At 42.1% G+C, this 20,703-nt stretch carries 19 protein-coding genes; 15 read left to right on the forward strand and 4 right to left on the reverse strand.

Annotation, left to right across the window (positions count from 1 at the left end; translation table 11 throughout):
• Positions 1 to 352 precede the first annotated feature (352 nt).
• From B5D06_RS00830 to B5D06_RS00895, 13 genes are all read left to right on the forward strand, one after another.
• Positions 353 to 796 carry a DUF5606 family protein gene (locus B5D06_RS00830; RefSeq protein ID WP_078736141.1) on the forward strand — a complete coding sequence of 148 codons (444 nt, stop codon included), beginning with the start codon at positions 353 to 355 and terminating at the stop codon, positions 794 to 796.
• A gap of 45 nt (positions 797 to 841) precedes the next feature.
• Positions 842 to 2,032 (forward strand): glycine C-acetyltransferase, encoded by a 1,191-nt coding sequence (gene kbl / locus B5D06_RS00835; RefSeq protein WP_078736142.1) that lies wholly within the window; start codon positions 842 to 844, stop codon positions 2,030 to 2,032.
• Positions 2,033 to 2,189: 157 nt separating this feature from the next.
• Positions 2,190 to 2,735, forward strand: coding sequence for an RNA methyltransferase (locus B5D06_RS00840; protein WP_078736266.1), 546 nt, complete (start codon positions 2,190 to 2,192; stop codon positions 2,733 to 2,735).
• Between the two features lie 73 nt (positions 2,736 to 2,808).
• The gene (locus tag B5D06_RS00845) at positions 2,809 to 3,777 is read left to right on the forward strand and encodes a PorP/SprF family type IX secretion system membrane protein (protein WP_078736143.1); all 969 of its coding nucleotides are present in this window, start codon (positions 2,809 to 2,811) and stop codon (positions 3,775 to 3,777) included.
• Between the two features lie 134 nt (positions 3,778 to 3,911).
• Positions 3,912 to 5,378: a T9SS ring complex lipoprotein PorK/GldK gene (gene porK / locus B5D06_RS00850; RefSeq protein ID WP_078736144.1), complete on the forward strand. Its 1,467-nt coding sequence runs from the start codon at positions 3,912 to 3,914 to the stop codon at positions 5,376 to 5,378.
• A 30-nt stretch (positions 5,379 to 5,408) separates the two neighbouring features.
• Positions 5,409 to 6,383 carry a type IX secretion system motor protein PorL/GldL gene (gene porL / locus B5D06_RS00855; RefSeq protein WP_078736145.1) on the forward strand — a complete coding sequence of 325 codons (975 nt, stop codon included), beginning with the start codon at positions 5,409 to 5,411 and terminating at the stop codon, positions 6,381 to 6,383.
• Positions 6,384 to 6,388: 5 nt separating this feature from the next.
• Positions 6,389 to 7,936 carry a type IX secretion system motor protein PorM/GldM gene (porM, locus tag B5D06_RS00860; protein WP_078736146.1) on the forward strand — a complete coding sequence of 516 codons (1,548 nt, stop codon included), beginning with the start codon at positions 6,389 to 6,391 and terminating at the stop codon, positions 7,934 to 7,936.
• A gap of 16 nt (positions 7,937 to 7,952) precedes the next feature.
• Positions 7,953 to 9,083 carry a type IX secretion system ring subunit PorN/GldN gene (porN, locus tag B5D06_RS00865; RefSeq protein ID WP_078736147.1) on the forward strand — a complete coding sequence of 377 codons (1,131 nt, stop codon included), beginning with the start codon at positions 7,953 to 7,955 and terminating at the stop codon, positions 9,081 to 9,083.
• Positions 9,084 to 9,209: 126 nt separating this feature from the next.
• Complete coding sequence (locus tag B5D06_RS00870) at positions 9,210 to 9,764, forward strand: chromate transporter (RefSeq protein WP_078736148.1); 555 nt, start codon at positions 9,210 to 9,212, stop codon at positions 9,762 to 9,764.
• Complete coding sequence (locus B5D06_RS00875; RefSeq protein WP_078736149.1) at positions 9,761 to 10,333, forward strand: chromate transporter; 573 nt, start codon at positions 9,761 to 9,763, stop codon at positions 10,331 to 10,333. Before B5D06_RS00870 ends, B5D06_RS00875 begins: the two co-directional genes overlap by 4 nt.
• A gap of 465 nt (positions 10,334 to 10,798) precedes the next feature.
• Positions 10,799 to 11,407 carry an HU family DNA-binding protein gene (locus tag B5D06_RS00880; RefSeq protein WP_078736150.1) on the forward strand — a complete coding sequence of 203 codons (609 nt, stop codon included), beginning with the start codon at positions 10,799 to 10,801 and terminating at the stop codon, positions 11,405 to 11,407.
• Positions 11,408 to 12,060: 653 nt separating this feature from the next.
• A complete protein-coding gene (locus B5D06_RS00890) occupies positions 12,061 to 12,978 on the forward strand; it encodes an RHS repeat protein (RefSeq protein WP_143742547.1) in 918 nt (305 codons plus the stop codon).
• A 174-nt stretch (positions 12,979 to 13,152) separates the two neighbouring features.
• Positions 13,153 to 13,722, forward strand: coding sequence for a thioredoxin family protein (locus tag B5D06_RS00895; protein WP_078736153.1), 570 nt, complete (start codon positions 13,153 to 13,155; stop codon positions 13,720 to 13,722).
• Between the two features lie 88 nt (positions 13,723 to 13,810).
• Here B5D06_RS00895 and B5D06_RS00900 read toward each other — a convergent pair whose 3' ends face one another.
• The 4 genes from B5D06_RS00900 to pflB all read right to left on the reverse strand — a co-directional run bounded on the left by B5D06_RS00900 (position 13,811) and on the right by pflB (position 17,814).
• A complete protein-coding gene (locus tag B5D06_RS00900; RefSeq protein WP_078736154.1) occupies positions 13,811 to 14,086 on the reverse strand; it encodes a hypothetical protein in 276 nt (91 codons plus the stop codon).
• A gap of 10 nt (positions 14,087 to 14,096) precedes the next feature.
• Positions 14,097 to 14,672, reverse strand: a complete 576-nt coding sequence (locus B5D06_RS00905; protein WP_078736155.1) for a hypothetical protein — start codon at positions 14,670 to 14,672, stop codon at positions 14,097 to 14,099.
• Positions 14,673 to 14,839: 167 nt separating this feature from the next.
• Complete coding sequence (pflA, locus tag B5D06_RS00910) at positions 14,840 to 15,583, reverse strand: pyruvate formate-lyase-activating protein (protein WP_078736156.1); 744 nt, start codon at positions 15,581 to 15,583, stop codon at positions 14,840 to 14,842.
• Positions 15,584 to 15,585: 2 nt separating this feature from the next.
• Positions 15,586 to 17,814 (reverse strand): formate C-acetyltransferase, encoded by a 2,229-nt coding sequence (gene pflB, locus B5D06_RS00915; RefSeq protein WP_078736157.1) that lies wholly within the window; start codon positions 17,812 to 17,814, stop codon positions 15,586 to 15,588.
• 459 nt (positions 17,815 to 18,273) lie between these two features.
• Here pflB and B5D06_RS00920 point away from each other — a divergent pair, with 459 nt between their 5' ends.
• Positions 18,274 to 19,248 (forward strand): SDR family oxidoreductase, encoded by a 975-nt coding sequence (locus B5D06_RS00920; RefSeq protein WP_078736267.1) that lies wholly within the window; start codon positions 18,274 to 18,276, stop codon positions 19,246 to 19,248.
• A gap of 76 nt (positions 19,249 to 19,324) precedes the next feature.
• A complete protein-coding gene (locus B5D06_RS00925; RefSeq protein ID WP_078736158.1) occupies positions 19,325 to 20,596 on the forward strand; it encodes a nucleotide sugar dehydrogenase in 1,272 nt (423 codons plus the stop codon).
• Positions 20,597 to 20,703 lie beyond the last annotated feature (107 nt).

The raw sequence follows: 20,703 nt of genomic DNA on the forward strand, positions 1-20,703 counted from the left end.
TTTTGTACTAATCGCACTATAATAGAATTGAAACGCTATTTAGTACATCAGCCTTTCCTTGAAGTTCCGTACTAATCGCACTATAACAGAATGAAAAATAAGACTTAGATAGAGTCTGATAACGAAGTATTACTACATAAAACTATTTCTACTACACGAGAACAATCTATTTCCTTTAAGAATACCGCTACAATACCTCTCCTCTTCTCTCCAAGAAAAAGATTAGATTATGCAGAAAAATGGTTACTTTTGCCCCTGCGGAATTGTCTGCCTTTCCATTAAGAAAAGAAGAGCATTCTTTTCTAAGAAAGAGTGCTCATAATCAAATAAAAATCAGTTACTGGTATATACTATGCTTAGAGAAATCTTATCTATTTCGGGTCGTCCTGGATTATTCAAACTTCTTTCACATACAAAAGGCTCTATCATTGTAGAGTCTTTGACTGATGGCCGTCGTACACCTGTTTATGCGAGTGATCGTGTAGTCTCTCTTGCCGAAGTAGCCATCTACACTACAGAACAGGAAAAACCCTTAGGAGAAGTTTTAGATCTTATATATAAACATACTGAAGGTAAAGAAGTAGACCTGAAAGCTCTTGGTACTAACAAGGAAAGTCTTTATGCTTTCTTTGAAAAAGTACTTCCCTCGTATGACAAACATCGTGTCTATCCTACTGATGTGAAAAAGGTAGTTACATGGTACAACCTACTCGTGAAGAATGGATTCGACCGTTTTGTGGAAACAAAAGAGGAAAAAGAGTCTACAGGAAACAACGAGCAAGGAACTAACGAGTAAGATTAGAACATAAAAGCATCTATAAATAATTAAATCATAATCAATATGTTTAAAGGCATGAAGAACTTCTTAGGTGAAGAACTTAAGAAGATTAAGGAAGACGGTCTTTACAAGGAAGAACGCATTATCACGACACCACAGCGTGCCGATATAAAAGTAAATGCTGGACAAGAAGTACTCAACTTCTGTGCTAACAACTATTTGGGACTTAGTGACCACCCTCGCCTTATAAAAGCGGCCAAGGATGCAATGGACAGCCACGGATATGGTATGAGTAGCGTTCGTTTCATTTGTGGTACTCAAGACCTACACAAAGAGTTGGAACGTGCTATTGCAGAGTATTTCCACACTGACGATGCAATTCTCTATGCTGCTTGTTTCGATGCTAATGGAGGTCTTTTCGAACCTCTATTCGGGGCAGAAGATGCTATCATTAGCGACGCTCTAAACCATGCTTCGATTATAGACGGAGTACGTCTTTGTAAAGCAAAACGTTATCGCTATGCCAATGGTAACATGGAAGAACTTGAAGCTTGTTTGAAAGAAGCGCAAGAACAACGCCATCGTATCATCGTAACCGATGGTGTATTCTCCATGGATGGTAACGTTGCTCCTATGGATCAAATTTGTGCTCTAGCAGAGAAATATGATGCCCTTGTAATGGTAGATGAGTGTCACTCTGCAGGAGTAGTAGGCAAAACCGGACGTGGTGTAGCAGAACAATATAACTGTTGGGATCGTATTGACATCCACACAGGTACATTGGGTAAAGCTTTTGGTGGAGCTGTAGGAGGTTTTACGGCAGGTCCTCAAGAAGTAATCGATATGCTTCGTCAACGCTCTCGTCCATATTTGTTCAGTAACTCTATTCCTCCCGCAGTAGTAGGTGCAGGATTGGAAGCCTTCAAGATGTTCAAAGAAAACAACGAATTGCACGACAAATTGATGGAAAACGTTGCTTACTTCCGTGATAAGATGCTCGCTGCTGGATTTGATATCAAACCTACTCAAAGTGCTATCTGCGCCGTAATGCTGTACGATGCAAAGCTATCTCAGGTATATGCAAAACGTATGCTTGAAGAGGGGATTTATGTAACAGGGTTCTACTATCCTGTGGTGCCTAAAGGTGAGGCTCGTATCCGCGTCCAACTTTCAGCAGGACACAGACGCGAGCACTTAGACCGCTGTATCGAAGCTTTTATCAAAGTAGGTAAAGAGTTAGGTGTTATTAAGTAAAATAGCCCCTCTACTCGTTATATCATCAACTATAAAAGAGTTTTCATAATTATATATAGTCCTATCTAAATCGAGACCCCGAAACGACCCCCTATATAGGGCTTCTTTTCGGGGTTTTTATGTGTTCTCTTACGAATTAAGTTTTACCCTTTCTTCTATGTCCCGAAAACTGCACATTACCGAAATGAACCGTCTTGACATAGGTACGTACAAAGAGCGTAAGAAAATCCCTCTTACAATCTTACTCGATAACGTGCGTAGTATGAACAATATTGGCTCTATTTTCAGGACTGCAGATGCCTTTCGTATAGAAAGGATGATTCTTTGTGGTATCACAGCTGTGCCTCCGCACCCTATGATTCATAAGACGGCATTGGGAGCTGAGGAAAGTGTAGAATGGGAGTATAGCCCCTCTATTCTGGATCGCGTTCTCGCTTTAAAAGCAGAGGGCTATGAGATATGGGCACTTGAATTGGCAACTCATAGCCTTCCCCCAGAACAAAGTCTACTACAAAAAAATCAGAAAGTGGCACTGGTTATCGGCAACGAGGTACATGGGGTTAGCGATGAAGTTATCGCACTGGCAGATCGCTGCATAGAAATCCCCCAATATGGCACCAAGCATTCTCTCAACGTGAGTGTCTCTACAGGTATTGCTCTTTATACCCTTGTTTCTCCACTACTATCCTCTCTTGAGGACTAAAGTTCTACCTCGAAACTTTCATTGATTCTCTTATTTAAAGTACTAAACTGAAAACAAAAAACGTTGTAGAAAGATGGGAGTTAAAACAGGTATCTTATCCTATATAACGGGGGTGTTTGTCCTCTTTTTACTAACTCCACAGCTTGCTGGAGCACAGTATGATGCTGTTTTTTCCCAATACTCTCGACTCTCTCCCTACTATAACCCTGCTACTGTTGGTGGCCAGAAAGAATGGCTTACCCTCACAGCCTCCTACCACCAACAATGGATTGGCATGCCAGGAGCTCCTGCAAACTTTATACTTTCTGGCAATACAGCAATAAAATTCTTAGAACGAGATCATGGTGTAGGCATAACTATATCTGGACAGAAAAAAGGGCTTTTTCTCCACACACAACTAAGCGGAGCTTATGCCTTTCTTATGCCTTTATGGAGGGGGACGCTATCAATTGGAGTGCAGGGTTCTTTTATCTCATCCTCTTTTGATGGGGCTGGAGTTTTTATCCCTGACGGAGAGGGGCTCTCTCCTAATGACCCTGCTATCCCTCTAACACGTATCGGGGGAAAAACTCTCGATGCTTCTGTAGGAATTTCCTATCGCAATAAAAACATCTCGGTTGGCATTGCATCGCAACATCTATTACAACCCGAAATACGTCTCAACGAATCTCATTACTTCCGCCTACGAAGAAGTTATATCGTACAAGCAGAATACGCTATACGTCCCCTTGATAGCCAAGTTTCATGGCATCCCTCCCTTTTTGCCATCAGTGATTTAAATTCCTACAGAATAGATGCCAATCTTAACATCGCCTATAACGATAAGTTTTTTGCGGGGGTAATGTACAGAGTACTAAGTGCCGCGGGCTTTAACTTAGGTATGCGATGGAGTAGCTTTTTCGTAGGATATGCATTTGAGATGCCAACCTCTGAACTTGTAAGAGGTAATTGGGGTAGTCACGAACTTTTATTCAGTTACTTAATCCCAATGAATAAGAAAAAAAATAAGTCTGCTCGCTCAAAAAGCGTACGACTTTTATAACCTGGTTATACACTACTCAGATAAGCATAATTATCTTTGTGAGCGAAAAAACGAATATAAGACAAATTTATTCTCCCTATTTTACAATAATAAAAAGAGGGGGTGCGTTAATGACAGAGATATAGTACAGATGTATGATAAAAATAAGTAGTTCGAAACTCTTAGCTCTTACCCTACTATTGGGAACAACCTTTCTGATGTACTCCTGTGCCTCTTCTCGTTCTCGAAGCAGTGTAGGAGGAGAGTTGGTGGGAGCACATTTAACTTCTTGGCAAGAGCCCTCCCCTTTTGGCATGGTATTAATTCCGAGAGGAACAATCATTTTGGGGCATACAGAAGCGGATAGCTTGTGGGGGTTCCCAGCAGAATCCAAAGCGATATCCGTAGATGCCTTTTGGATGGATCGTACGGAGATTACCAATGCCCAATACAGGCAATTCGTCTACTATGTACGAGACTCTATCATAAGGGAACGTTTGGCAGACCCTGCTTTTGGTGGCAATGCCGATTACAAGATTACTACCGATAAGTTTGGAGATCCTGTAACTCCCTATCTCGACTGGTCTCGTCCACTGCCAAATCCGAAAAAAGCCTTTGACGAAGAGCTTGCAGCGATGAATAGTGTTTACTATACCAATCCCGTAACAAAAGAGCGTCGCTTAGATCCCAACCAAATGCTCTATAAATACGAGAGATATGACTATCGTTTAGCTGCCTTGTATAGAGATGAAATTTTACTGCTACAACGCATGACTCCCGAGGAGGTGTTTGCCAACAGCGAACGTCCCATGATAGCGAAAGATACGGCCTATATCGATGACAATAATAAATTGGTACGTACCACAATCAATAGGCCTCTGAGTGGAGAATATGATTTTCTAAACACCTACATCGTGCCCATTTATCCCGATGAATCTTGCTGGGTACGAGATTTTCCCAACTCTACAAATGACGAATATAGCCGTCTATACTTCAACCACCCTGGTTACGACAATTATCCCGTGGTGGGAGTAACATGGGAGCAAGCAAATGCCTTTTGTGCATGGCGTTCTGACTCGTTCCGTAAAGGCATGAATATACCCGAAGGACTTGTTGTGGAAGAGTTCCGTCTTCCGACAGAAGCAGAGTGGGAATATGCTGCTCGCCAGGGCGACTCTAATCGAAGATACCCTTGGAGCAGTGAAGACATCTCCTCTAAAAATGGTTGTTATTTGGGTAACTTCAAACCAGGAGAGGGAAATTATACTGCCGATGGACACTTGATTACCAGTCAAGTCTCCACCTATTCGCCTAATGATTTCGGTCTCTATGATATGGCTGGGAACGTAGCGGAGTGGACTACCTCTGCTTACTCTTCATCGAGCTATAAAGAAGTAGATGATATTAACCCCGAGTTGGACTATAAGGCAGACAGAAAAGACCCCTCACTTCTTCAAAGAAAAGTAGTAAGAGGAGGTTCTTGGAAGGACGTTGCTCGCTTTATACAATCTTCTACTCGCAGTTTTGAACAACAAGACAAACCCCGCTCCTATATTGGATTTCGCTGTGTTCGCAGAGCTATCTCTTTTGAAGCTCCTCGAAAGACAAAAAAACGCAAGTAAAAACAGTTCTTCATTACGATCTATAAGACAATGAAAAAGTCATTTGCAAACAGTAAGATTACACGTTTTCTCGCCACTCCTCGTGGGAAACGAGCTTTAAATATCGCCTATAGCTGGGGTGCCGCAGTGGTTATTCTGGGAGCTCTCTTCAAGCTTTTACACTGGTCTTTTGGCGACGAAATGCTTTTTGTCGGTATGATGACCGAGTTTTTTGTGTTCTTCATCTCTGGATTTGAGAGTACAGAAGAGCCCTACAAATGGGAGAGAGTTTATCCTGAATTGCGTAGAGATGATGAAATGAGTCCCGAAGAACTCGAAGAGCACCGCTCCTACATCTCTGAAAGAGCTGCAGAAGCTCACAAGAGAGTAGAAGGTTGGGAACGATCGCCTATCTATTCCCACCACACTACTTCGGGCAATGTTATTGCAGCAAATACACAAACTCCTCCCCTTGCAGAGGTTCTTTCGGAAGAACAAATCAACGAACTGGCTACGAGCATCGGTCGTCTGGGAAAAGCCGTAGACCAACTATCTCGTTTGGCCACACTCACTACAGACTTAACACACCAGTGGGAAAACCTTCACATAGATAGTAATTCTTTAGAGCAACAAACTAAAGCCTACAAAGAGCAGGTAGAAACGCTCAACAGAAGCCTTGCAGGGCTTAGCAGTGCCTATGAAGCACAGCTGAGAGACGTTACTGGTCAGGTAAATGCTATAGAAAATATCAATCGAGGGCTAGACCGCTTGGGCCAAATGTACGATGGTTGTATCATGGAGGGTAATATATTCCGCAGCGAACACTCACGTATGGCACGCCAACTACAAGATCTCAATGCCGTATATGCACGACTACTGGATGCAATGACAGTTAATATGACTATTTCGCGTCCTTACGATCCTTATACTCCCCAATATGGGACAAGAGATAACTACCCCCCTTCTCGCAGAGAGGCTTACCCTCCACGAGATGAACACTCTACCCCTAATAATCAGCAACATTAATAGCTATGGCTATTTCAGGAGGAAATAAAAATCGTCAAAAGATGATTAGTTTGATGTACCTCGTATTTATTGCGATGGTAGCATTAAACGTATCGTCTGAAGTATTAGATGGATTTGACAAAGTCGAGGAGAGTCTACACTCTATGTTGCAGGGCACGGAAACTCGCAACAAGTATACCGAACAAGCCCTCAACTCTGCCTATGCCGCCAATCCCTCAAAAGCCAAACAGGCATACAATAAAAGCAACGTACTTAAGCGAGAAGCAGACTCTCTCTATAATCTTATAGAAACACTCAAGGTCAAGATTGTAAAAAAGACCGATGGAGCTAAAGGTGATGTGCACAACATCAATCGAAAAGATGATATGAACGCCTCTTCTGAAGTAATGCTTAATACGCTATCTCCTTGGGGAGCTCATCTTCGTAAACGTATTGAACTCTTCTGCCAACTATCCTCATCCTACATTGAAAGCCCCCTCAAACGCCAAACTATTGAGAAGACACTCTCTACCGAGGGAAAGGGTATGAAGTCTTGGGAAGAAAGCCTCTTTGAGGGAATGCCTACCATTGCAGCGGTTACCCTTTTGACCAAACTACAAACGGATGTTCGTAGCGTAGAGGGTGAGGTATTGCAGGAACTTATCCGCAGCATAGATGTATCGGATATCCGTGTAAATAAAGTGGAGGCACAGGTCATCCCCGAGAGTCAAATCGTAATGCGTGGAGGAGCTTATAGAGCACAAATCGTGCTAAGTAGTGTAGACTCTACAGCACAACCCAAAGTAGTGGTAAACGGTAAAGAATTATCTGCTGAGAGCAGGGGGATTTTCACAGCATCGGCAAACACTGCAGGCACCTACCCCATCAAGGGATATATCGAGACATTGGGAGGCGATGGCACCGCCATCCGCAGAGAGTTTTCCTCTCAATACGTAGTTACGGAACCAATGGCTTCCATTGCCCCTACCTTGATGAATGTACTTTATGCAGGTATTGACAACCCTATCAACATAGCGGTTCCTGGGATAGCCTCTGAACAAATACAGGCTACTATGAGTAACGGCACCCTCTCTCGCAGAGGGAATCTGTGGGTAGCACGCCCCGAGAAAGTAGGAACCGAAGCGGTTATTACCGTTTCTGCCAAAGGCAACAATGGGGTTGTATCTCGCATCACAGAACAGAAATTGCGTGTACGTGCCCTACCCGATCCTCTTCCTTTCATAGAGTATCAAGATGCCAATGGAGCTATGAAGCGTTTCAAAGGGGGGTCTCTCTCGAAAAGAGATCTTCTCTCTGCCAAGGGTATCCAGGCTGCAATTGATGATGATATCTTAGAGGTATCCTACTCTGTAGTACGCTTTCAGCTCACCTTTTTCGACCAGATGGGTAATGCCATGCCCGAGATTTCAAATGGAGACCGTTTTTCAGAAAGACAAATCAACAGTATGCGTGCCCTATCAAGAGGCAAACGCTTCTACATAAGTGAAGTTATAGCTCGTGGTCCTGACGGTGTAGAGCGCAAAATTCCACCCATCGAAGTAATTGTAAAATAGACATTCTCACACACAGATGAAGAATCTTAGCATAAAAATATTGGCTTCATTACTGGCCTTTCTTCCTCTCTCCTCTCTTTTTGCTCAAACAGACACTTTAGCCACGGAGAATAGTGGCAGTAAGGTCTCGGCAGTGCGTAGAGTAACCTCCGCCCGTAGAGATCTGAAAAAAGAGCAACCAAAGGAGGAAGGGCTTTCGGTAAGAGCACAAGAATTCAACAAACGTTTGCGTAACGACAGTGGTAATACCCCGTGGAAACGCATCATCTATCGAGAACTCAGCCTCGACAGTGCAGCCAATACGGCTCTTTACTATCCTCCTCGCCCCACTCAAGAGGAACAAAATTTATTCTCTACGATATTTAAGTTGCTCGCCAAGGGAGCGATAAAAGCCTACGATTATGTAGATGGTTATGAAATTTTCGACGCACAACATGAGCTAAAGCTTGGCGACTTTTTAGATCGTTTCGGCATCCTTTACACAGAGAACAGCAATGCACAGGAGGCGGAACGCTACACGATAGCTCCCGCCGATATTCCTTCGGATTTGGTTAAGTCCTACTTCATAAAAGAGGAATACTACTTTGATCCTATCCGAGGTATTATAGATACACGTGTATTGGCACTCTGCCCTATTCTTTTTGAGACGGGAGATTTGGAAGAGACCTTGCGCTTGCCCCTCTTCTGGGTTACTTACGAAAGTATCCGCCCCTACCTCTCTACCCTCCCTGTCATGCTCAGCGATGTAAACAACGCCATGCAGTCTACGATGGACAACTACTTTCGCATGCGCCTCTACAAGGGCGAGATCTACAAAACACGTAACCGACTGGGTAGAGCTTTGGTACAGTATTGCCCCACGCCCGACTCTTTGCAGAAAGAGCGCATGAGAATAGAGCAAGAACTCGCCTCTTTTGAGAAAGCCCTATGGCAACAAAAAGAAAGTGTGACAGAGGAGACCTCTTCGGAGACCACTGACACTACCGAAGGGAAAAAGGAGAGCAAAGAGGGAGAGACAGCGCGTGCTCGTCGTCAACAACAAAAAGAGGGCAAAGTCTCTAAGAAAAAGACGAAAGCACCCAAGCAACCCAAAACGAAGAAAAGTACCTCGTCGAGCACCAAGCGTTCGGCACGTAATCGCTTCTGAAAAAGATTGTTTTTTTCTGTACAATGTTTCATTAAAATGTAGAGTTGTTTCTGAAGGGGGGCTTCGGGAACAACTCTTTTTTGTAGCGTCTGTTTCCATTTACCCTCTATACCCCTTCCACGAGCTATGCTATTCCGTCTATTCTATACTTTCTTCCGGATAGGTCTCTTCACCTTTGGAGGGGGCTATGCCATGCTCCCTTTCATAGAGTACGAAGTGGTAGAGCGTTATAAGTGGATATCTCAAAAAGAGTTTCTAAATCTCTTTGCCATGGCACAGTCCCTGCCAGGGGTTTTTGCCGTAAATATGTCGATATTCATCGGCTACCGTTTAGGAAAGTTTCGTGGTGGTTTCGTGGCAGCAATAGCAACTATACTCCCCTCTTTTATAGTGCTTTTGAGCATTACCCTCTTCTTTGAAAATATTCAAGACAATAGATACATAATGGCCATAATGCAGGGTTTGCGCCCAGCAGTAGTAGCCTTAATAGCCCTCCCTGTCTACTCTACTTGGCGCAAGATGGCACTTCCCCGTGGCATGCTCATAATCCCGATCGCAGTAGCACTCTTAGTCTGGTTCTTTGGGGTATCTCCCATTGTTATTATCGTCACGTCGGCATTAGGAGGGATTCTATACGGTATGGGCATTCGTCCTGCATTGAACAAGGAGGGTAAATTATGATTTACTGGCGACTTTTCTGGGTATTCTTTGAGATTGGGCTCTTCGGATTTGGAGGCGGATATGCCATGCTCTCACTCATTCAAGAGGAAGTAGTTACCCAAAACCATTGGCTTACCATGGGAGAATTCACCGATATTGTCGCCATTAGCCAAATAACCCCCGGTCCGATAGGTATCAACAGTGCTACCTACGTGGGATATAAGGTCACGCACTCCGTATGGGGCTCCATCGTTGCTACTGCGGCAGTCTCCCTGCCCTCTTTTATACTGGTTTTTATCCTCTCTATCCTCTTTTCTAAGGCCCAAGAAAACCGTTGGATAAAAGCTGCCTTTAGTGGATTGCGACCTGCTACGGTGGGTTTGATCGCTTCGGCAGCCCTTTTCCTTCTTTTTCATCCCAATGCTCTACGCGCCCTAAAATTCGGAGAGGTTATAGTCCAAGAAAACTTCATTGACTGGAGGAGTTTTCTGATCTTCTTCGGAGTGTTATTCATCGGCATCAAACGATGGATACACCCTATACTCCTGTTGTTATTAGCTGGAGTTGTAGGACTTTTTCTTTACTCCTAAGGGTAATTCTTTTTCCCTTCTTCTCCGACATTTTCATTCGCCAAAGGTGTTTCCTTGTATAAACTACACAAGGTATGTTTTTGCCCAACTTTCCAAAATATTGTACTCCAAAGATTTACATAAGGAGAAAAACGAGACAATTTATTCTTTCGAACCCATTTACTCCGTCCTATGCAAAGGTAAATCTTCAGAGGAGTATAGAAAAAACTTGAAACGTATAGGGTAAAAGTTCAAAAACGTATCAGCATTTCTTTATATGCAATTTGAATATATATATTCTCAATCTACACATATGTATATTCAACCTCAATATATGTATATTTAGATTGCATATAAAGAAAAGGATATACATTTTGCATTTTATACCTATAAATAAACTACTTTTGTGCTTGTAGTAAACGATTTTCTGATACGAGATCATCGTCCTATCCGAACATTATTCTAAGTATTACTAAACACAACATTATGGCAAAGTACATTATGCAAGAGATGCCCGATATGCAGGGCAAAGGGGAACGAATTAAATACCCTCGTATGCTGATTGAAAGAACCGTCAATTTAAGCTCCATAGCCGACAAAATAGCTGAGAATACAACTTTTGCAGCTGGCGAAGTCGAGGCGATCGTAGGTATGGTTGCCGAAGAAATCGGACGAGCTATTGCTGATGGAAATTGTCTGAAAATAGAGGGAATAGGTGCTTTCTCGGCAAAACTTGGGCTCAAACAAGACGTAAAAAGAGAGGAAAAGGGAGCAGGCAAGCGCAATGCTCAAAGCATCGAAATCTGCAATGTGCACTTCCGACCCGATAAACGCCTACTCAATACAGCCAATCGTTACTGCGATTTGCAGCGTGCGAACAGCAATACGTACAGCAAACCGAATGTCGATTTGGAAAGAAGACTTACCCTCGTACAGAACTTCCTAAAAAACAACCCTTTTTTAACCCTAAAAGATTATGTGTCACTAACTGGGGTTAGCTTAACTACAGCTTCTGTCGAGCTACGCAAGTTTGCATCTCAAGGCCTGCTTGCTGTCGAGGGGCAAGGCACCCATCGTATCTATATACTGCCTTAAAAAAGTAATGATGCTCTATCTTTCTTTTGCTCCTCTCTTTTTAAATGAGTCTTTTCATCCACTCCTTCTTTCTAACTCTAACAATTTTTCCATAGAAGAAATATTCAACTTTATCTTCAGTGCTATGAAGATAAGACCACTCTAAGAAATGACAATCTCGGACTTGTTTCAAAATTTACTCACAACAAAAGCACACTAAACACAATAATATTATTATATCCACAACAATACACAACACTTTAATTTGTATAACACAAGAAAAATATTATTTTTGTGGTAAGCCTTATGTGAGAGGGTGGTTTTATTCCCCTTGGTAGAATTAGGCTGATAATTGAAAAAAATGAATAGTAAAAGTAAAATCAAAATGAAAACAAAAGAGTTTTTAAAACCATTGCCGTTACATTGATATTATTCATCAGTGGTAGTATGGCAAATGCTCAAGAAAGCACAGGAAAAAAGTACGTCCTCAAAAGCGTACAGCAGATTTACGAGGGAGTTCCATCTGGGGAAGCGGTATTTTTTGAGTATAACGACAAGCTCCATCTCACAGAAATGACTTCCAGAAGGCCAATTGGGGGGATTTATCAAATCCTAAATTAGTAGCAAGAAATAAAATTAAGACTGATAACCAAGGACGAATCATACAAATTGATTTGTACGAGGTTCCTGATGCGGTATCGGAACCTATTGAACCATACCCACACATAGGTCGGATTGTGTACGAGTATGACAACGGAGGGAAACCAGCTAAGAGAAGTGTCTATGATGCTTCGGCATCTCTCGAGGAGCCAGAAGTTACGGGAATTTTTGAATACGATACTGAGGGAAGACTTATCAAAATCCAGAGTTCTTCGGGAGCCTATAGGAGTTGGGAATACAATGAGAAAGGACAACTTGTAAGGACGCAATTTTGGGCCCCTGAGCCTAGCATTGCAGAAAAAGAAAGCTACGAAACTTATGAATATGATGATACAGGATTACTTAGAAGAAAAAATTACCACAGTAAAACATATCCCGAGCAATCTATCAATCGCTATTTGGATCATGAATATGAGAATGGGGTCTTAAAATCGTATGAATTATTTCTCTGGTATTCTTCTAAAAAAAAGTATGATAGTCGAGGTAAAGTTTTCTTCTCTTTCGACTTAAATGAAAAAAGAGAGGAGACTTATATCCCAATCTTCTATCATGAAAGGGAAAACCCGATTGAAGGTTTTATGCAAATGCTTAAATATTATCTCCAACCTGGACCTCGGCTCTCTTCAATAGACTATGGAGATGGCTTACTAATTGTTTTCAACTACCAATTGAGCTCTGAAATACTTCCAACTGAGAGAATAGCTCTCAAAACTGAAGGTATAAAGGCTTATAAAAACGGCAACCTCCTCTCCATAGAAGGAGTAGGTATAAGAGATGTAGAAATTTATAACATGAATGGAAAACGAATTTTCAAGCTAACTCAAGAGACAGATAAACTCGACCTTCCAGTTTCTGCGTTTACAGATAAATTCTACTTGGTAAAAACTACAACCCAATCAGGCAAGAAGCAGTCTATCAAGGTAAATCTCTAAATAGAGGAGAGTTATCATATTATTTAAATAGCCTATTAAATACAGACAAAAAAGAGAGGCAACAGCCTTGCTGGGGAGTAATCCTCTCTTTTTTCTTGAGTTTTTATCGCCAAGAGAAAAATTCTCTTTAATGAAACCACAAGACCATTTTATCAAATTCAAACAACAAACAAAATGAAGCTGAAAACATTTGCCCTACTACTTACGGGCCTACTTTTAGGGACAGTTATTTTACCTGCCTGTAAAAAAACAAAAGAAGAACCCAAAATAGTAACGCCAACTCCAGAGCCAGAACCAGAACCAGAACCAGAACCAGAACCAGAGCCAGAAGGTCCCATGCTCAAATTAGAAGGGAAAGTAGCACACTTCTCTTCAAAAGATATAATAAAATATATCTGGGATTATAAGACCCATCCTAAAGAACTCGTTTACAAAGGAGATCGATTGGCTGTAATAGATTTTAATGCAACTTGGTGCGGTCCCTGCAAAGCTCTTTATCCACATTTAGAGCTCAGAGCCAAAGAACTCAAAGATGAAGTCTATTTTATAGGAGTAGACATTGATACGGATAGAGAAGTTTGGGTGGCGGCATCTAATCTTCTAAACCCCATAAACAAATATTTTGGCTCAGGTATTCCAGCCATGGTTCTCATCTCAAGAGACGGAAAAACGATTAAAACATTAGTCGGGTTCACTCGTAAAGTGCTTGACCAGTTGGATAGTTTTATCCAAGAACATAAGTAACTTCTGTCACAGAATTTACACAAGAAAATAAGGAGTATACCCTGAACATTTGAGTTGTCTATCGTAATGGCAATTTAAAAGTTCAGGGTTACGTGGCTTTTATATTACAATAGATTGAGAGGAAAAGAAATTGAAAGGAAAAAGCACTATCCTGGAGTATCCCATTATAGCGGTCTAAAGGGATGAGATCAAGAGCATAATCAGACAGAAACCCTGTTGTAACTTCTCTCTTATCTAAATCTTCAAAAATAGCTTTTCGCTGTTGTAAGAAATCGGTTGCTCCGTTTTGTCCTTCTCCTGTATAGGGGGAGCAGAGTAAAAATAGGCAACCTACAATGAACGATATAAAAGTTTTCTGTTTCATGCTATTTTATTTATAATTTGGAATATAATAAGTCAAAAAAACCGTTCTCAATCTTCAGCGTTTTCGTCCTATCACGGATGGAAGTTACCTCTCCCGAAAATGTTCCTGCTACTTGTCGCTTTACACTATCAATATGATCTATTGTCCAAGAGAATTGCCCTTCTTCTGACTCATAACTACCAAATGTAGCTCCTCCCTGAATAATAGAAATAACTTCATCGCCCCATTTGAAAGAACCTCCAAAAACAAATATTGTAGGGTTAAATCGCTTCCGTCTTCTATCTGCCGTAAAATATAAGTAGTATTGGTCTCCTTTTTCTAGATAAATAGAGACAACCCAAGTGGGGGGGGCAAAGAAATGACTCTTATTGGAACCTTTGGCTGGAAAAACGTAAGGCTTTCCATCAATCTCAAAAGCAATAATATCTGCTCCAGACTGTGTACGAGGAGGCATCTTAGTAAAGAATAACGAATCATCATTGATCCGATAGGTGCGTTTAGGACCTTTAATCCACCAACAAGAACTTAATGTAAATAGGATAACTAAAAAGCCCCCTATTAGCTTAATTGATTTTTTTGTGTTCATAATGTTGTTTTGATAAGTGTTTGTTGTGCGAATATATAAAAAAAAGAATCAAAGCAAGTATCTTTTTTTGTCACTCCTTAAACTTAGATATAAAAAGAAGAGCCAACAGTTGTGAATTTGTCGACTCCTCTCTCTTTATTAAATGCTTTCGAACTGTTGAAGGCTTCTTATTGCGACCAAACGTTCTTGAAGTATTTCGATAGAATAGCTTTGGCAGCTTCTACCTCTTCGTGCGAAGGCTCCCTCACTGCCTCCAATTGGTAGGTAGCCCCCATGGATTCATACTTATGTTTGCCATACGTGTGGTAGGGTAACACCTCTACTCGGTCTATGTTTTCATACTGAGAGAAGTGTACGCCCAAAGCCTCCAAGTCTTCGGAAAAGTCTGTATAGCCTGGTACCAATACATATCTCAAGCGAACGGGCTTGTGGATAGAGGCGAGGTACTCGGCGGTCTTCAGGACTTGCGCATTGTCTCTCTGTGTGATGGCCTTGTGACGGGTAGGATTAAATTCCTTACAGTCCAATAGTACCATATCGACAAGCGAAAAGAGCTCTCGGACGTGGTCATTGGCGATGCTCCCGTTCGTGTCGATGCAGATGTGGATGCCATTCTCCCTGAGCATACGGCACAGAGGGATAAGCTCCTTGGCTTGTACCGTGGGTTCGCCTCCGCTGAAAGTAATACCACCACGTTTGCCGAAGAAGGGCTTTTCGCTAACGGCTCGGCGTAGTATCTCTTCAGAAGGTACCATCTTCCCTCCCGAACCAATGGGAATCGTGTCGGGGTTGGCACAGTAAAGGCACTCGAAGTTACACCCCTGCAAGAAGACGACGAGCCGGAGACCCGGCCCGTCGAATGTACCCATAGATTCAAAAGAATGTACCCTAATGGGAAACGTTTCTTCCATGCTTAGCGCAAACGTTGGTGGAACGAACGGGAGATAACCTCCAACTGGTGCTCACGGCTTAGCTTGATGAAGTTCACGGCATAGCCCGATACACGGATAGTAAGCTGTGGATAGTTCTCTGGGTGCTCCATAGCATCTTCGAGCATCTCTCTGTTCAACACGTTGACATTGAGGTGGTGTGCTCCCTTACTGAAGTAACCATCCATCATGCTGGTCAAGTTCTCGATTTGTTCCTCTCTATTAGAACCTAAAGAGTGAGGTATAATGGAGAAAGTGTTACTAATACCATCTTCTGCATCGGCATAGTTCAACTTCGCTACAGATGTAAGAGAAGCAATCGCTCCGTGGTTATCACGTCCGTGCATGGGGTTAGCACCGGGTGCAAAAGCAACTCCCTTTTCACGACCGTCAGGTGTAGCTCCCGTCTTCTTACCATACATCACGTTACTTGTGATAGTAAGAACAGAGAGAGTAGGTTGTGCATTTTTATAGATCGGCAATGCCTTGAGCATCTGGCTGAAAGTATGAGTTACCTCCTTAGCAATGGTATCTACACGGTCATCGTCGTTACCGTAACATGGATATTCGCCCACTGTGTCAAAGCCCTCTGTAAGCCCTTGTTCGTTACGCTTAGCTGTAACCTTTGCATACTTAATAGCAGAGAGTGAGTCTGCCACGATAGAAAGACCAGCTACTCCATAAGCCAAGTTGATAGCAGGGTCTGTATCGATGAATGCCATCTGAGCACGTTCGTAATAGTACTTGTCGTGCATATAGTGGATAATATTCATAGACTCATTGTACACGCGAGCTACTTGCTTGAGTACGAGGAGGTAGTTAGCCCACACTTCGTCGAAGTTTAATACATCGCTCTTAAGTTCAGGGATACCTTCGATGAGTTTAGTGCCTGTAAATTCGCAACGTCCTCCATTGATAGCCAAAAGTAAGGCTTTTGCCAAGTTGGTACGCGCACCGAAGAACTGGATTTGCTTACCAATCTCTTGGAAAGATACACAGCAAGCGATCCCGTAGTCGTCGCTACAACGAGTAGCACGCATAAGGTCGTCGTTTTCGTACTGTATAGAAGAGGTTTCGATAGATACTTGCGCACAGAAATCCTTGAATCCTTGTGGCAAGTCTTGGCTCCAAAGGATGGTGAGGTTAGGCTCTGGGCTAGGGCCAAGGTTATATAGAGTTTGCAAGAAACGGAAAGAAGTCTTGGTAACTTTGTGGCGACCATCTACGAGGCATCCCCCAACAGACTCAGTTACCCAGGTTGGGTCTCCTGCAAAGATTTCGTTGTAAGAGTTCATACGCAAGTGACGTACCATACGCAACTTGATAACAAATTGGTCAATAAGTTCCTGAGCCAGTACTTCTGTTAAACCTCTGTGATCCATATCGTATTGAATATAGATGTCGAGGAAAGAAGATACATTACCCAAAGACATAGCCGCCCCGTCTTGATCTTTGATAGCAGCGAGATAAGCAAAGTACACCCACTGAACAGCTTCTGTAGCGTTGAGAGCAGGACGACTTACATCAAAACCATACATAGCCGCCATCTGTGTGATCTCCTTAAGAGCCTTGATTTGCTCGCTAACTTCTTCACGCAAACGGATAACGTGCTCAGTCATAGGACCTACTAACTTATGCAGGTCTTCTTCTTTAGCTTCGATCAAACGAGCACTTCCGTAAAGGGCCAAACGACGGTAGTCTCCAATCACACGACCACGAGCATAGTTATCGGGAAGCCCTGTCAAGAAGCCTAAGGAACGGAATTGACGTATCTCTTCGGTATAAGCATCAAACACGCCATCATTGTGCGTCTTACGATAGTGCGTAAAAATATCTTTTACACGCTCATCTACCTCGAGACCATTTTCTTGAACTGCCTTTTCTACTACTTTGTACCCTCCGAAAGGCTTCATTCCACGGCGGAGTACTTCGTCGGTTTGTAGTCCGAAAACAACCTCGTTGTCTTTGTCGATATATCCAGGAGCAAAAGAGGTTATAGTTGAAACCGTCTTGGTGTCTATGGAGCGTACTCCATTGTTTTCGCGCTCTTCCTTAAGAGCTGTAAGACACTTCTGCCATACCGCTTTTGTCTTCTCTGTAGCGGGTGCAAGGAAAGAGGCATCTCCATCATAGGGAGACACATTCTTAGAAACAAAATCACGGACATTTATTTCTTTTTGCCAAAGTCCGCCAACAAAATCCATTACATCCATAAAATCAATCAGTATATAATTGTAAAAAACATCTCAGTTGCTGAATTTGCAAAACACGCCTTGCAAATTCCGACACAAAGAAAACACTTTATTACTAAATAACAACTATGTTTTTTCTTTTTTCCTCCCAAAAAAGAAGAATTCATAGATATATCTTCACAACTGATGTGCTACACCGCCACACAGGTTACGACAAAGGGGATTAAAAGAGCTATCCTCCCACTTAATAGAAAGCATTTTCCACTGAAGAGATTCTTGGCATTGCAATGATTATTTCAAATGAGGAGTAATCCGATTTAAGAAACTTATCCTCTTCTGTAGAATTTATCTAACTAAAACTACCCTCCTTATCGGCCTTATTTCCTTTATAAATACTTACCTTCGTGGAAGTCTTAATCAGAAGGAATCTCTATTCTCTGAAATAGGATCTTCGTGTTTTATCAAAAACGACAGAAGGGCGTGCAAAAAATACTTATTACGGGGGGAGCTGGTTTTATAGGTTCCAATTTGTGTGAGTTCTTCTTGCAAGAGGGTAACACAATAGTTTGTTTGGACAATTTCTCCACTGGAAAAAGAGAAAATATCGAAGCTTTTATGGGAAATCCCTCTTTCGTTCTTATTGAAGGAGATATTCGAAATCTTGAAGATTGTAAAAAAGCCTGTACTGAGGTAGATTACGTTTTACACGAAGCAGCCTTGGGTTCTGTACCTCGCTCCATAAAAGATCCTATAACCACCAATGAAGTGAATGTTGGGGGCTTCCTAAATATGTTAGTTGCAGCTCGAGATGCAGGAGTGAAGCGGTTTGTATTTGCTGCCAGCTCCTCCACTTATGGCGATAGCATCACTCTCCCCAAGGTAGAGGAAGTTATAGGAAAACCTCTTAGCCCTTATGCTATCACAAAATATGTCAATGAGTTGTATGCCGATGTATTTGCCCGTACATACGGTATAGAATATATCGGCCTGCGTTACTTCAATGTTTTTGGTCGTCGTCAAGACCCACATGGAGCTTATGCCGCAGTAATACCCCTGTTTGTCAAAATGCTTATGAACCATCAATCTCCTATAATTAATGGTGATGGAGAGTATAGTAGAGATTTTACCTATATAGACAACGTGATACTCATGAACAAACTTGCGATAGCAACTTCTAATCCCAACGCTGTGAATCAGGTCTACAATACGGCATTTGGAGAGCAGACGACACTAAATCAGCTTTTAGTTCTTCTCAAAAAGAATTTAGGGAGATTCGATACCTCTATAAAGAGCATAGAGGCTATCCATGGTCCCAATAGAACTGGGGATATCCCCCACTCTTTGGCCTCTATAGAGAAAGCACGCACTCTTTTGGGGTATACCCCAGAGTTTTCCATGGCTAAGGGATTAGAGGCTTGCTGTGAGTGGTACTGGGAAAACTTAAAGAGTTTATAGTTTAAGGTTTTCGATTTGATTACGCCATAGTTTGTAGTTGTACTGAAGTATTTTCGAAGTAAATAGTTTTAGATATATGAACGAGACAAAGATTGCTGTTATAGGTCTTGGCTATGTAGGATTACCTTTAGCTCGTCTTTTTTCCACAAAATACCCTACCATTGGCTTTGATTTAAATGAGGCTCGTTGTAAAGAAATAATGCAGGGACATGATGCAACTCTGGAAGTTGCAGATGAACTTTTGCAAGAAGCGATAGATAAACATGGCTTTAGATGTACCTCAGATATCGAACAACTGCGCTCCTGCAATTTTTATGTCGTAGCTGTACCTACCCCCGTAGATAGAGACAATCGTCCAGACCTCTCTCCTCTCATTGGAGCGAGCAATACTGTAGGAAAGGTTATTTCTAAGGGAGATATTGTGGTCTATGAATCTACCGTTTACCCTGGAGTTACAGAAGATGAATGCATTCCCGTTGTGGAGAAAGTTTCGGGTCTCGTTTTCAACCGAGATTTCTTTGCAGGCTACTCTCCCGAGCGTATCAACCCAGGCGATAAAGAGCATACCGTAGAAAAGATAAAGAAAGTAACTTCTGGCTCAACCCTCGAAGTTGGGAAAATAATCGATGCCATCTATGCTTCTGTTATAGAAGCGGGAACGCATCTTGCCCCGAGTATTAAGGTGGCAGAAGCAGCCAAAGTAATTGAAAACTCACAACGAGACATAAACATAGCCTTTGTAAACGAGTTGTCAAAGATATTTACTCGCATGGGAATAGACACCCAAGATGTTTTAGAGGCTGCTGGTACGAAATGGAATTTTTTACCCTTTAAGCCAGGACTTGTTGGGGGGCACTGCATAGGGGTAGACCCCTACTACTTAGCTCAATGTGCACAACGCTACGGATATAATCCAGAGATCATACTGGCAGGCCGTCGTTTGAATGATAGCATGGGGGAATATGTAGCAGAACAAGTGGTTAAGTTAATGCTCAAAAAAGGGATACAAGTCTTTAATTCTCACATCCTTATTATGGGCTTTACTTTCAAAGAAAATTGTCCCGATGTACGCAATACAAAAGTTATAGATATCGTAAGAACACTCAGCGAATACAGTGTTAATGTTTCGATATACGATCCCTGTGCAGATGCACCAATGGCCCAGCAAGAATATAATGTGGACATAATGAACCAACTACCTCATCGGCAGAAATATGATGCCATTATAATTGCCGTAGCTCATAAAGAGTTTTCAGAAATCGACATCGAACTCTTTAGATGTGCCAACTCTATCGTGTTTGACGTGAAGTCTTTCTTCGGAACAAAAAAATACGATGGGAGACTATAAGGATACCCTCCTCTTCTTACACCTTATTTGAGCGGTGCCTTATATCTAAAGACATCCTACAAAGTCCCCTCTTGAAAAGAAGAGCCTTTTCCCCAAAGAGGCTTTCC

Source organism: Porphyromonas circumdentaria (assembly GCF_900167105.1).
Taxonomy (GTDB): domain Bacteria; phylum Bacteroidota; class Bacteroidia; order Bacteroidales; family Porphyromonadaceae; genus Porphyromonas; species Porphyromonas circumdentaria.